The following is a 13,868-nucleotide window of genomic DNA, read 5'->3' as shown; positions in this document are numbered from 1 at the left end:
TCGTAAATTATCGCTATTTGAATCAATAACGTTCGACTAGGAGAGTTTTGCTTGCTCCATTACAAAGTAAAAGAAATTGAATTACAATTGCTGTAACCACTTTCATAAATCTTTTTTATCTTTTCCTAGTAAGAATGAATTAGCGAATGTCTTCCAAATTGTTCATAGGATGCTCGGGTTGGAATTATGGTGATTCGCCTGAAAAAGGCGGATGGCTAAACATATTTTATCCTGATAGCAAAACGCGAAAACTCAACTACTATTCACAGTTCTTCAATACAGTTGAGATGGATGCTACATTTTACAATAGATTCTATCAACATATGACCCAAGACTTATTTGTTGGAATTGCAAGGACAACCCCACCAGAATTTAAGATTTCAGTTAAAGTTCCAGAAATGATAACTCATGATAAGAGATTGGATATAAATAAAGGCGTATTGAGCGATTTGCAGACATTCCTTGACAAGATATCTCCATTGAAAAATTCCGATAAACTAGGAGCAATAATTATCCAGTTACCTCCTAGCTTTACAGTTACTGAATCTAATAAACTGGAAGAATTTCTTAAGGTATTGAGGAATAATTCTGATATTGAAAATTATAATTATTTTGCAATTGAATTTAGACACACGTCTTGGGATACCGAGGGTGTATTAGAATTGCTTCAGCATTATGATGTTGCCTCAGTTTTGACCGATTCCCCTACGGAAGAAAATTTAGGATTTCTATCTAATGAAAATAACATAACTTCTAGATCAACTAGCGTAGTTAGATTACACGGCAGAAATACTGCTCAAGGTCACTATTGGTATAATTATCTATACTCTCAGAGGGAACTAGAGCCTTGGGTTGAAAAAATCGAGAAAATGAATCAAAAAACAGATACCATTTTCGTGTATTTTAATAATCATTATGGTGGTAAAGCACTAATAAACGCATTACAATTTAAAGAAATGATTAATGATAAACCTCTGCCTGAAAATGAAAGAAAGGTGCTGGAAAAAGCCAAGAAATACTTGTCAAATAGTCTAATTGACCAGTAATTATTAGTCAACATGCTCTTTTCATATCGATCCTAATAGCACCAAAACATCAAATCATTAGTCAGATTAATCCGAAAATTCGTATCTCATTACTTTGATACAATGACAATTCCAAATAATTGAATAACAATTATTTATCAAATTTCGATATAACAGATTATTGCGTTCACCTTTGATTCTTATCCTCACTCTCTAATCATCCTCATCATCCTCATCATCATATTCTTTGTCATAATTAGTTACTACACATACCATCTGAATCCATAGATAGTAAAAAACGCCAAAAGAATGACATGATTAGATCCTATTCTTATAACGAACAATAAATCTATCCAAATTATGATCAACTTTGTTATTCATCTTTAACGATTAGAGTAATGGAACAGAGAAGAGAGGAGTAGCAGTTGTTATAGTTGGTTAGAGCTAAAAGATGCTGTTCTCTTTGAATTTATTTCTCAAATTATTTGAGTTATTAATCTGGCTGTCAGGGAAAATCATAATACTCTTACCCTGATTCAACATTTCAGATGAATATTTTTTACTTTGTCCGTCTCACTAAATATATTGTTTGATTTGTCTACTAATAGTTTTAGTTATCCATTTACTAAACAGCATTTTATACTATACAAAAAGGTTACAAGCCAATACAATGATCCTGATGTCCTACAATATGTTAATCTTCTTGTACCAGAAAGAATTAGAAAAAATATCAAAACGCAACTTAAAACAGAAGACATATTTGAAGTTGTAAATTTCAATAATTATGGATACGGTGATTTCCACAGCACTAATAATCTTGATATCCGCAATGATTCGACTGATAAAGAAGGCGATGAAGTTTGCAATGTTAAGCACGATTCTTCTTCTACTTCTTTTTCCCCTTCATTTTTAGACTCTTTAAAGGAATTGATGGTCTGGTTTAAGAAGGACTTTATGAGATGGGTTGACAAAAACCCCTCTTGTGATAACTGTGGTCGCCAATTAACTTTGGAGTATATTCCTGGTAATACCTGGAAGATAAGGGGAATTGAAAATTATTATTGTTCATTTTGCAATGCTGTATTTTCATTCCCTCGGTATGGTAAAATCAAGGAAATTGCTGACAATAGGATGGGAAAATGTAGTGAATGGACATTTCTATTTGGGGCTATATTGAACTCTTTTTCCATTAAAACACGAATTGTACATGATTTCTTGGATCATTGTTGGAATGAATCTTTTATAGGGGGTCGGTGGGTTCATATAGATTCAACTTTGGCATTTCCCATATCCTTCGATCATCCTTCATATTATGAAAAGAATTGGAACAAGAAATACATTTTTGTACTTGCTTTTTCTGAATCAAATTTGGAAGACGTTACAATTTCATATACTATGGAATGGAATCAAGTTCTAAACCGCCGATCCAAATTAAAACAAACCCAATTAGAGAAATTCAAAAAATTTTATCAACAAATATCTTTGAAATAATGTTTATTGTGGAAGAAGATTGATAGGTTAGTAAATTGATAAAAATAGCATTGTAAGTTCTTAAATACAAGAGTATGATTTCTCTTTCCAATTAGCTCTGCAATAGTCTATCAAATTCTCCTGTTATTATTTTGGAATTAGGGGAAAGAAGCTTTACCCATTCCTCGTAGCCTTGTTGACATTCTTTATCATTGGCCATTTTTTCTACAAATTCATCCCTGTGTTTCTTATCCTTATACGACATTATGGTTATCCATACGTCTTCATCACTTGAACTCAATGAAACTATCTTTGAAATATTTTCGAATCCTTCCCAACTAGTATTTACTGCAAGTCTAAATAACTCGTAATATATCCCATCTTTTTTAAACATTTCAGATGCCTTTTTTTCAAGTGCCGTTAATGCTTCGTAGTTACTTTTTGGTGATCGTGAGATCATGAATTCTGAATAACTATTGTTTTTGTTATTTTCTTGTTGATTATTAATCATGTTGTAATTCAAGATTTATTTTATTAAATCAATAAAAAGGATAACTCCCCAAGGGGAGGTTTATTAATAAGAAAAAAAATTGTTAATTACTCTGCCAAAGCCAAAGCGAAATAAAATGGAATTATATCATGATATACTCAAAGGTATTTTAGATGAACTAGTTGACAGTGAGAGTGGTAGTGGTGATGGTAAAGTAAAACCTACTCGAGTGCAGCTTAGGAGTAATCTTGCATATGATAAACTTGTAAAGTATCTAGATGAGTTAGAGGACAATAAAATGATTATAAAGGATCCACTCCAAATAACTCCAAAAGGAAGAGACTTTGTAAGGGATTTTGACCGGATCGCTTCTTTTTTGACGGAAATGGGTATAAGATACTTTGATTCATCGACAGCAGTGGGGTTGAGAAATTAACAATGAGTGGAAAGAATAATGATGATTATCGTCCATTTGCATTTGTTGACGATCTAGAACAAAACAGACATATAGTCTTGTTATATGATGACCAAAAATATGCCTTTTGGATAATAGCTAGGTATTTTTTAAATGGTCTCACGAAAGGTGAGTCATGTATTTTTTTTACTTCTGATGATCCAGATGAAATTGAAAAAAGACTAAACTACGAAGGTATCGATGTAAGATATTACAAAAATAATAACATGCTCCGTGTCTATACCATTGAAAGATCCGATGATAATAAACGTGAAACTTTGAGCACGCTTATGCACATAAGAAAAGATGCCACCATAGGAATGAAACCACCATTTAGATTCGCGGGTAGAACGATAACAGATACAGAAACAATGGAGGGTATGAGGATGGGTATTATTTTGGAAGAAGTTGGGCATAAAAATTTTGATAGTTTTGATAACTCGCAATTATGTCTTTATGATATCTCTAAAATAGAAAAATCTATGAGACCGCAATGGATCCATGATCTTTTGAAAGCACATCATTGTGTTATCTATGCATCAGAACCCGATAAAGCAGTAGCATTTGATACTATTCTAATTGAGGATATAGAAACCTGAAAGAATTTAAAAATAAGTGTACTGTCAAAACCTTTTTGAATTCTTAGTTGTTGAACAGAATCGGTAGTTTTTCTGTTGTCGGCTATATTGAATATTGAAACGTATTCCCACGGCAGAGCGCAGTGCAATGGTATTTTTGTCATGTTATATTTGTATGCGCAAATTAATTCTAAAAGTACTAGAATATTAGAGTATTGCAACTAGTTAGCAAATCCCATATATTTTTTTTCTAATATTAAAGATATGAATAATAAAACACAAAATATTCATAAAAACACAAACAAAAACAAAATGCTTGTAGCATCAATTGCAATGGTGGTCGCTTTGGCTCTATTATCCAGTCCATTGGTAGCCATGGATAATGATGCTCTTGCAACAAACAAGAAGGGAAATAAAGCAAAACAATCGATAGAACAATCACAGTCATCAAACCAAAATGGTCTGTGTGTTTCAGGTGCTAGTACATTCTTCTCATGCAACAACGCTAGCTTCCAGCATCAGTTCAACAGTGGAAACAACGCTTTAGCACAATCCGGACAAGGTGGAAACTCTGCAGAACAAAGCATTAGCCAATCTCAATCTTCTAACCAGGGGAGCATAGTAGTTTCTGGTGGAGATACAGTAGGTTCTGGTAACAACATTAACGTTCAAAGCCAAACAAACACCGGTAGTAACGCAGCAGCACAAAGTTAAGTTCAAGACCCCTTTTCTTTTTGTTTTGCATACGTATTTTCAATTTGATTGACGAAAATAATTAGGTATATTAATTATTAATCTCCATTTTTCATTGTTATCATGAATTGATCTCTGATTGTGACATGTATATCTAATAATATACTTGATTTACGATATTTGGTAGAAAAAAGCTTTATTTGTTATTCTGTTCTAGAACTTTTTAAGTAATCAACACATTATCACAACAAATGCTCATTAAAAACCAATTGCTCATAACTAAGAGATTCCTGTTATGAGTAACATTATTTGCTAATATAATTTATTTGACATAATTAAGGACCTTGGGTTGTATTTCAATCTATATGAAGATGAAAATTATTACTCTTTGTTCGAGAATATCTTTATATTACAACATTACTTAATTTCGTCCTCCAAAATCTGAGGAGCTTTCTATTTTATCTTATCGTAAATTAATGCTGTTGTTGTAGTCAAAGTTGATATTGAATTTTTTTCGACTTCCTATGGGTTATACAATAATCGTCGCGAGAAAAATTTACATACTTGTAAAGTCTCGAGGATATTCAAAATGAAATTAGAAAGTTTTCTATTCTTCTTGTAATGTTTTTATGCTGGGTGAAAGGATGTGTTTGCAACTTCTATTTGTTAGTTAAACAAAACTTCTTCAGAATTGTATAAATTGCTATTACTGTTTTTATTATCTTGTAACCTCTAATTTATCTATTTGTAGCATGTTTTCCATTATATAACGTGTCAAAGAATTTTGAAAAAAGTGGTATATCTAGAGATATTCCCTCAGTTGAACTGCCCTCTTCGGAATCACTAGGTGCATTGGAACCTGTAGCTTTTTTTAATGATGCCATGCCAACCGGGGTGACAGTTTCTCATACAGGACGCATTTTTGTAAACTTTCCAAAATGGGGAGACGATGTCAAGTTTACAGTTTCAGAAATTGTAGATGGTCGGCCTATTGCTTATCCTAATGAATCAATAAATGAAGTGGATCAGGAAGACCAGGCGTCAAAACTAGTCTCTGTTCAGTCAGTAGTTGTGGATCCTGTTGATCGATTGTGGATTCTCGATACTGGAAGTCCTCTATTCAAACCTACAGAATACGGTGGACCAAAATTGATCTGTGTAAATCTTGATACCAACAAGGTAACAAAAAAAATTCTATTTCCTCAAACAATTGCTCAACCAACAACCTACCTTAATGATATTCGCTTTGATTTGCGAAGGGGAAACGACGGAATGGCATTTATTACAGATTCTTCTATGGAAGGGTCTAATGCAATCATAGTAGTTGATCTCCATACAGGAGAATGCTGGCGTCGACTTAATGAGCACCCTTCCACTAAACCCGAAGATCTTGGAACGTTTCTTCCTCTTGTAGAAGGAAGACCATTTTTAGAGCGTCAACCTGACGGAACAGTAAAACAGGGTGCAAGTATGGGTGCTGACGGTATTGCTATAAATTCGGATGGTTCCAGGCTATACTATTGTCCACTAGGAAGTCGCAAATTGTACAGTGTGGCCATAGATGCACTTGTTGACCGCAATATTTCCGAAGAAGAGGTTGCAAACACAGTACAAAATCATGGAGATAGGGGAGGTGCGTCGGACGGTCTGGAATCGGATGCTGAAGGAAACATATATTCAACAAATTATGAGCATAATGCAATTCTTCGACTTAGATATTCGGATAATTTGTGGGAGACTCTTGTATACGATCCTCGTCTATTATGGCCTGATACACTTTCCCTTGCAAACGATGGATATCTGTATGTTACTGCTAATCAACTACACCGTCAAGGACGCTATAATAAAGGAAAAGACATTCGTGTAAAGCCCTATACTCTGTTCCGTATACGGGTAAATGCACAACCAGTGATGTTAAAATAGATTATCCTTGAAGTAAAAATTCTTATTTTTGTTAAATATTGGTAAGTAATTGCATGTGTGCTTGTTTGCTTCTCATATAGTAAGAATTAATTGACTATATTGCGAAGAATGCTGTTAGCCCTGTAATCATAAATAGAATGAAAAGAAAACAGTAGAACAGACTTTCCTGTTATAGGGAACTAATTCATACCAATGCAAGTAAGAATACCTATTTATTTACAGCAGATATCTAAACCTTAAACTAGTCAGTTGAATTAGAAAAGATGGATATAAACACCTAATAGAGTTTAATCCTTGTTTGTAAATTACAATACTATTAGGTGCTTGGAACGAGTACTATGTATACAAAAACAACCACGCTCAAAAGAATGATTATCGAAGCTGTAAAATAAATCGTCTTGTTATCTGGTAGATATGTTTGTGTCATTATTGATTTGTTTGTATTGAGATAGTTCTTCAGTGCAAACAGTATTAATACAATCGCCAACGATATGGTACTAATTCCAATCCAATCAGAACCTTGGTCTATTGAAGACATAGTTGTGTGTAGCTTTATTTCAGACTCGCCTAGTAAATATTGTTGCCCTATGCTTCGAAACTCTGTCAGAAAAAAACTAAATTTTGCTATTATGAATCAAGACCTATTAATGCAATACTGGTTCTTACCCAAGACAAAAATGTCCTTTCATTAGCAAGATACTGCTGTGAGCGATCAGTTCTTTCTTGTTTGTCATTGTTGTCGTCTATCACGTTACTTTGTGTCTCACAAAACTATTGTAGTATATATTATGAGCTCATTCATCAATGTATACAACGGAGATCAAAAAAATTTAATTGAATTTTATATGCATACATACTTGTTTTGGATCATCGATGTTTCCTGATCTTGATCTCTACATGGCTAAACCAAATGCTCTCTTATATGGTAATGATCATTTATACATCATGTGATAATTGGAATATCCTTTGTATTGTGGTAGAATGAAAAATTTGCGAATGCATATAAACTTTAATATTTTTATTTTACAAAAGTAATTGTATTGACTTTGAGCAATTCACCCTCTGTATATTATGATGCATTAGTTATAGGCGCAGGCCACAACGGGTTGACTTGTGCTTGTTATCTTGCAAAGGCGGGACTAAAAGTCTTGGTTTTAGAGGATTACAAATCAATAGGTGGAATGACACTAACCGAAGAGATAACTTTACCTGGTTTTAAATCCGATATTCATGCCTTTGGATATTCTCTTGCAACTGTGTCTCCTGTTCCCGATGAATTGAATCTCAAAAGTCATGGTTTTGAATTAATTTATCCTGAAGTATCAATATCACATCTATTTCCAAATAACCATGGATATATTACGATGTACAAGTCTCTCGAAAAAACATTAGAAAGCATTAGAAAATATTCTGAAAGAGATGCCCAGTCTTGGAAGAAAATATTTGATGAATACATGAGAAATCGAGATTCAATTGTATCAATGATTAATTCCCCACCGATTAATCCCTTAATAGAGGACTCAAGAAGTGATTCATCGGAAAAAAAAGTTACAACCGAGGCACTGGAAGTTGTTGGAGACAAGTATCGTCATAAAACTCAGTCAATGCGTTCATGGTGTAATGAGAATTTTGAATCTGACGAAGTTAAAGCATTATTTGGTAGTTTTGCTTCTTTCGTTGGTCTATCTCCGGATGATGCAGGCGGCGGTGAACTGTGCTATTTGTTTTCCTCCATCATGCAAGATGGGGGTAATAATGTGGTTAAAGGTGGATTTGTGAATCTACCTATGGCACTGGCCAATTATCTGCAATCAAAAGGGGGGCAAATAATGACTAGCTCTCGGGTCAAAAAAATATTGATAGAAAACGGACAAGCGGTAGGTGTAGAACTTGCAGATGGAAAAATAATAGGGGCAAGAAAATTGATTGCTTCTAGCACTGACCCGTCAACACTGATTCTAAATCTTATAGGCGAAGATTATATCGATCCGCATTTGGCAAAAAGTATTAGGCGGATGGAATGGGGTGATGCCATATTTGGAATATATCTGGCTTTGAATGGACCGCTAGAATACAAATCAGGACAAGAAATTCTCTCCAAAACACCCCAAATTCACATATCTCCTCCAGGATTAGAGTTTTTCTCAAAAATATATTATGAATGTAGAAGTGGTAAGCCACCTTCAAATCCTCTTTCTATCATGAGTAATGACTCGATGATGGACCCAACAAGAGTTGTCACGAACGAAAAAAACTTTAACCAACATCACCTGATTAAATTCCTTGTCTTAAGCGTGCCCTATAAAATTAAGAATGTTGAAAGTGAAACAGGAAAGGAAAATGAATGGGAGAGTTTCAAAGATATGTATGCAGATCAAATTATCAATACCATAAATCAAAACTACATGCCAAACCTAACTAATAGTGTTTTAAGGAAAACTATTTACTCTCCAGTAGATTATGAAAAAAAACCAATTAATTCTATTAGGGGTACACTAGCTTCTGGTGCAATTTTGCCATATCAATCAGGCTGGATGCGTCCAGTTCCACAATTAAGTAATTATAAAGTACCTTCTGTTAGTAATGTATACTTATGTGGATCAGCAAGTCATCCCGGACCTGGAGTATCAATGGCCCCTGGAAGGAATGCAGCACGAGTAATTCTTCAAGATTTGGGAATAGATTTAAGAAATATTTTTGCCATGTTGTGAGTAGATAAAGATTAAGATAGTTATAGACTTGGATAATGTTCTAATAGCTATGAATATCCTAGCAGAAAATTGAACTGTCAGTAATCACAGTAATGGTATCACAATAAGAAATGTAATTGTAATAATGACCAGAATCGTTAGACAAGGCTCCTCCTCCTCCTCCTCATCAGCAATATCAACTACTACCATTACCATTACCAGTTCAAACGAACCAAGATCTTCATCTATAGTCCAAAATACAACCGAGTCATTGATCGTTAGTCACCTGAATATGAAGATCATTAGTAGTTATTCCAGCTCGTATAGAGAATGATTGGTGGGAATATTCGGGAATCAATTACTTGCTACGAACCATTAGGTTGATGCAGCAATCTTATACTCGTATGCTTCAAGCGTAAATATTAATGACGCACTCCAACCGTTAATTACTTCATTTGAATATTGCAAAGCAAGGTTACCGTATATTTGATGAAACAACTTATCCATTCTCTTCTTAACACTGGTTATTTTGTATTGCAGATAACGATTGGGCATTTCTCAATATAGAAAGAAAACAATTCATAATATCTTATACAATATATAAGAAAATTATTTCTTTTATACACCACCGTAGACGGTTAGGTAGGTAACTTTTCCTCACATCTGATTACTGACCTTGCGATCATCTATCTTTCTTCATATATGACAGCATAAACTAATAGAATAATTATCCATACATTTCTCTATCAATAAATTCCATTTTGTAATTATATTCCACTTTTTTATGCTTTTGAGAAGAATGTCAAATATAGACAAATACATGTTTAATAGTGAATAATATGAATTTCAATACAAAATTGATGTTAACTGCAGCTATAGTAGCTGGAGTTTTATCCGTTGGACTACTGACCTACAATCAAAATCAGCAAACAAGTGCACAATCTAGTGGTTTTGCAGGGTTAGATAACATTCCTGGATTTAATATATTTAAAGATGCTGTTAAAGATAAGAACATTATACCCTCAAAGACAAGCAATGATTATCTGGATATAGACAAAGCTGTTGTCGGAAAAACTGCAAAAGAAGTTCAAGCTGTTTTACAAACTCATGGACATATTCCAAAAGATGGTAGTGGCGGGGCATTTGGATATGGTATATTAACAACACAGGGATTGAACGCTATTATGGTAAGCACCACACATAAAGGTGTATTGGATAGCGAAGATCAAAAGAATGCTAACGATCCAAGGTGGCACAATCACTATGTGTCATTAGAAGATGTGCCAGACGATCCCTGTGGAACTAATCCAGCTGTAACTTCTATAACCTTCCAATCTCCAGGTGAAGTGGTTGTATCCAAGGATAAGGCAGTGATGTCAAACCTTCCAGCTAAGTTTAAGGGAACTAACGCATTAAATGGAAACCCGCTTACCCTTAATCCGGGAACCAATGTACAGAATGTAGTTTCATTCGTATTAGAGCCGTTCTTCGATAACCAGGGTGACCTAGAAGCTGTATGTGTTAAAGACATTAGACCAGCAGACAAGGTAATAAAGAACTAGGCCCGTAATTTTTGAAATCCTGGGATCCTAGAATTTATTCACATCCACCATTTTTTTTGATTGATATAAAGCACTCAGATTTGGTAAAAGGATATTGATAGATGACTGATTAATTTTAGCTTTGTGCAATAATTTGTGAAGTATGGCTCAACACTATAATGATCATATCTACACGAATTACTCTCAACTTTAAGAATAAAATTAAGAGTTTCAGGAAAATGAATTATTTTTCTGCAATAAACCGCCAAAACATGCAATTAACTTGATGAAGAAATCAAATTCCATCAATTAACCCATATCGGTTAAGTTGACAATGATGTATTTCTCTGGTATCAGAACGGATCAATTAAGCTATTATTGATTATGTCTCATAAGTCTGAGAACTGAATGGATTTCTTGAGAAGTTTGTCTATTCTATCTTTTATGTAGTTAGAATATTTCTTCATATAGCGATATTAAATGCACTCGCGAAGAATATTTAATCTCATTCTTTCTTTTATACTTTTTAGGATCTATTCTCATAGCCACTGAATTCTCGTGTTGGTAATTATTATTATTAGATTGTGTTTATCAAGAAACTAAAACTAAGATATTTTAGAATCGCTCTTTGATCTGTAAATGATTTCAGGTCTATCTTTCTCTAAATAAAAAGGCTCCAAATATAGATACTGATGATTTCCCAGTGTGTCACAATAGTGGGATGATCTTTTCTATACTGGCTAGTTGCGAGTGATGATTTTGAAGTTGCCTAATTTTGATCGCATGCAGGAGCATCATCATACCAAATAAATATATTCGCATATACCATATCCTAATGAATTAAACTATATGCTTATTATATAATGTTCTACACTGTTGCGTAGTCTATCGATGGATGAAAGAGATGGTTTTTTTAGACTAACAAACAACGATTTACTTAATCAAGAATCATTTTCATCCAAATCATCAAATATTATTAATCTCTAGGGTGTAAAACTGGATCATAGAATTAACCATGTTATTATGTGCACTAGAGTCTTACAGTTAGTATTACAATCTGCTTAGTCTTCGATTGAATTTACCATGCTATTATAATTTACCATTTGTATCTAATTATAGGTCAGGTAAGTAGGACATTCATAGATTATATTGCGGTTGATTTTCCAGACTGACGATAAAACATGGGCTATAATTCTTGACAACTTTGTATATAATGCTTGAAAATTGAGGTTGATTAATTTTACCATCATTGATTTATTGTACGTATATTATACATAATTTATGATAGAGGAAAAATCCTTATCAAAAATCATGGATGGTGGTATTAAATGTATATCACAAGAGAAAACAACAACCGGACAACTATTAGCTGGTAATATTTCTAAAGGAGGTTCAAATACCGTTGGTAATTGATGATGCAAAGATGCATGAATTCATAGGAAAAGTAGTCAATGAGTGGGGTGCAGCTGAAGGCGCATTAATAACCTTTATCGGTGATAGACTAGGGTTATTCAAAGCTATGGCTGAATCGAAAAGTGGATTAACATACGACGAATTAGCAAAAAAGACTGGTACGCATCCACGAATAATTAAAGAATGGCTGGCCGCTCAAGCAGCTGGTGGCTATGTTACCTATGATAGTACTAGTGATACCTATACACTTCCTGAAGAGTATGCTGTGGCTCTTACAGATGAGAACAGCCCTGTATATGTGGCAGGATTTTATCAATCATTAGTTAGCCTGTTTAAAGACGAAGAAAAAATTATCGAGGCATTTAAAACCGGTAAGGGATTAGGTTGGGGAGATCATCATCATTATTTGTATGAAGGTACGGAGCGTTTCTTTAAACCCAATTATGTGGCTAACCTTATCAGTAATTGGATTCCATCTCTAGATTCGGTTGAAGACAAGCTCAAAAAAGGAGGGGCCAAGGTAGCAGATGTAGGATGTGGCCATGGTGTATCCACAATATTGATGGCCAGAGCATACCCGAATTCAAGCTTTATAGGATTTGACTTTCACAAACCCTCGATAGAAAGGGCCAGAGATCTGGCTAAAAAAGAAAACCTTCAGAATATAACATTTGATGTAGCAAAGTCAACTGATTATCCCGGTGACGATTATGATCTAGTTACCTTTTTTGACTGCTTTCATGATATGGGTGACCCAAGCGGCGCAGCGAGACATGTTCTTCAAACGATACGTAAAAAAAATGGTACCTGGATGCTTGTAGAACCATTTGCAAATGATAAACTTGAGGATAATTTAAATCCTCTTGGACGAGTATTTTATTCAGTATCATCAATAGTATGTGTTCCTGCATCCTTAAGTGAAAATGGGCCAGCTTTGGGTGCACAAGCAGGCGAAGAGCGAATAGCCGAAATTATAAAGTCCTCAGGGTTTTCAAAATTCCGTCGAGCAACGCAAACTCCTTTTAACTTGGTATTTGAGGCAAAACCCTGACCATTTTTTAGGTATACCTATCCCCTCAGGTTGGCGTTATAACTACAAAATATTTGATTAACTTTAGTACTAAAAATGGAGCGTCGATAAAATAAAACAATGTTGCTGCAATGAATTTAATTTCCTTCATTGTAGACTGTTACTATTTGATATGCTAACTAATGAGATCCTATACACTTGGGCGCAAAATCAGTTCAAAAAAACTTGCCTTAATTGTGGATATTCTAGAACCCTCATACTTTTGTATTTTACATCACCCAAATCCAAAAATGCTAGAAATTTAGAGCACTGCGACTAGTTCTTAAATCCAGTGTATTTTTTCTTTATGATCACGGCTGACTAAAACAAGAAATATTCAACTAAAATACATATTTGCGTCATAAATCGATGTGGTTATTACTTGCATTAATTCTAAACCACATATGGACTATTGATAGTAACGTTGTAGAGTAAAAAAGAAAGTGGTAATGTGTTCAATAATCAATGTCTCAATCGCGAAGCAAATTTCAAAATGCATTATGCATATATTGAATAGGAATA

General features: G+C 34.1%; 15 protein-coding genes. 11 read left to right on the top strand and 4 right to left on the bottom strand.

The genetic code is table 11. The annotated features are described in order from the left end of the window. Positions 1 to 146 precede the first annotated feature (146 nt). Together NFRAN_RS05140 and NFRAN_RS05135 are read left to right on the top strand one after the other, a co-directional pair. A complete protein-coding gene (locus tag NFRAN_RS05140; RefSeq protein WP_134483517.1) occupies positions 147 to 1,046 on the top strand; it encodes a DUF72 domain-containing protein in 900 nt (299 codons plus the stop codon). A gap of 543 nt (positions 1,047 to 1,589) precedes the next feature. Then, entirely contained in the window at positions 1,590 to 2,516 is a 927-nt protein-coding gene (locus NFRAN_RS05135) for a transglutaminase domain-containing protein (RefSeq protein ID WP_172602142.1), read from the top strand. Between the two features lie 91 nt (positions 2,517 to 2,607). On the opposite strand, the gene NFRAN_RS05130 is transcribed toward NFRAN_RS05135, so the two are convergent. Next, on the bottom strand, positions 2,608 to 3,006 hold the full coding sequence (locus NFRAN_RS05130; RefSeq protein ID WP_134483513.1) for a DUF1428 family protein: 399 nt from the start codon (positions 3,004 to 3,006) through the stop codon (positions 2,608 to 2,610). 115 nt (positions 3,007 to 3,121) lie between these two features. Between NFRAN_RS05130 and NFRAN_RS05125 the strand changes: the two genes are divergently transcribed. From NFRAN_RS05125 to NFRAN_RS05110, 4 genes are all read left to right on the top strand, one after another. Further along, a complete protein-coding gene (locus NFRAN_RS05125) occupies positions 3,122 to 3,421 on the top strand; it encodes a winged helix-turn-helix domain-containing protein (RefSeq protein ID WP_172602141.1) in 300 nt (99 codons plus the stop codon). Between the two features lie 2 nt (positions 3,422 to 3,423). Beyond that, positions 3,424 to 4,038, top strand: coding sequence for an MEDS domain-containing protein (locus NFRAN_RS05120; protein WP_134483509.1), 615 nt, complete (start codon positions 3,424 to 3,426; stop codon positions 4,036 to 4,038). 243 nt (positions 4,039 to 4,281) lie between these two features. Further along, on the top strand, positions 4,282 to 4,731 hold the full coding sequence (locus NFRAN_RS05115) for a hypothetical protein (RefSeq protein WP_134483507.1): 450 nt from the start codon (positions 4,282 to 4,284) through the stop codon (positions 4,729 to 4,731). 750 nt (positions 4,732 to 5,481) lie between these two features. Continuing rightward, on the top strand, positions 5,482 to 6,633 hold the full coding sequence (locus NFRAN_RS05110) for an L-dopachrome tautomerase-related protein (RefSeq protein WP_197731130.1): 1,152 nt from the start codon (positions 5,482 to 5,484) through the stop codon (positions 6,631 to 6,633). 316 nt (positions 6,634 to 6,949) lie between these two features. Here the strand turns inward: NFRAN_RS05110 and NFRAN_RS05105 are convergent, their stop codons facing one another. Together NFRAN_RS05105 and NFRAN_RS05100 are read right to left on the bottom strand one after the other, a co-directional pair. Beyond that, a complete protein-coding gene (locus NFRAN_RS05105; protein ID WP_134483506.1) occupies positions 6,950 to 7,171 on the bottom strand; it encodes a hypothetical protein in 222 nt (73 codons plus the stop codon). Between the two features lie 89 nt (positions 7,172 to 7,260). Continuing rightward, positions 7,261 to 7,383 carry a DUF202 domain-containing protein gene (locus tag NFRAN_RS05100; protein ID WP_197731129.1) on the bottom strand — a complete coding sequence of 41 codons (123 nt, stop codon included), beginning with the start codon at positions 7,381 to 7,383 and terminating at the stop codon, positions 7,261 to 7,263. A 296-nt stretch (positions 7,384 to 7,679) separates the two neighbouring features. Between NFRAN_RS05100 and NFRAN_RS05095 the strand changes: the two genes are divergently transcribed. After that, positions 7,680 to 9,344, top strand: coding sequence for a phytoene desaturase family protein (locus NFRAN_RS05095; protein WP_172602140.1), 1,665 nt, complete (start codon positions 7,680 to 7,682; stop codon positions 9,342 to 9,344). Between the two features lie 124 nt (positions 9,345 to 9,468). After that, positions 9,469 to 9,657, top strand: a complete 189-nt coding sequence (locus NFRAN_RS05090) for a hypothetical protein (RefSeq protein ID WP_134483502.1) — start codon at positions 9,469 to 9,471, stop codon at positions 9,655 to 9,657. A gap of 41 nt (positions 9,658 to 9,698) precedes the next feature. Here the strand turns inward: NFRAN_RS05090 and NFRAN_RS05085 are convergent, their stop codons facing one another. After that, the gene (locus tag NFRAN_RS05085) at positions 9,699 to 9,878 is read right to left on the bottom strand and encodes a hypothetical protein (protein WP_134483500.1); all 180 of its coding nucleotides are present in this window, start codon (positions 9,876 to 9,878) and stop codon (positions 9,699 to 9,701) included. A gap of 284 nt (positions 9,879 to 10,162) precedes the next feature. On the opposite strand from NFRAN_RS05085, the gene NFRAN_RS05080 reads away from it, so the two are divergent. The 3 genes from NFRAN_RS05080 (at position 10,163) to NFRAN_RS05075 (ending at position 13,328) form a co-directional block, all read left to right on the top strand. Continuing rightward, positions 10,163 to 10,885 carry a hypothetical protein gene (locus tag NFRAN_RS05080; RefSeq protein WP_134483498.1) on the top strand — a complete coding sequence of 241 codons (723 nt, stop codon included), beginning with the start codon at positions 10,163 to 10,165 and terminating at the stop codon, positions 10,883 to 10,885. A 1,260-nt stretch (positions 10,886 to 12,145) separates the two neighbouring features. Further along, positions 12,146 to 12,277, top strand: a complete 132-nt coding sequence (locus tag NFRAN_RS14315; protein WP_269472314.1) for a hypothetical protein — start codon at positions 12,146 to 12,148, stop codon at positions 12,275 to 12,277. Continuing rightward, positions 12,267 to 13,328 (top strand): class I SAM-dependent methyltransferase, encoded by a 1,062-nt coding sequence (locus NFRAN_RS05075; RefSeq protein WP_134483497.1) that lies wholly within the window; start codon positions 12,267 to 12,269, stop codon positions 13,326 to 13,328. The genes NFRAN_RS14315 and NFRAN_RS05075 overlap by 11 nt, the downstream gene beginning before the upstream one ends. Positions 13,329 to 13,868: the final 540 nt, after the last annotated feature.

This window comes from Candidatus Nitrosocosmicus franklandus (assembly GCF_900696045.1).
Classification (GTDB): domain Archaea; phylum Thermoproteota; class Nitrososphaeria; order Nitrososphaerales; family Nitrososphaeraceae; genus Nitrosocosmicus; species Nitrosocosmicus franklandus_A.
The sequence above is the reverse complement of the archived record's forward strand: the minus strand, read 5'-3'. Positions and strand labels throughout refer to the sequence as shown.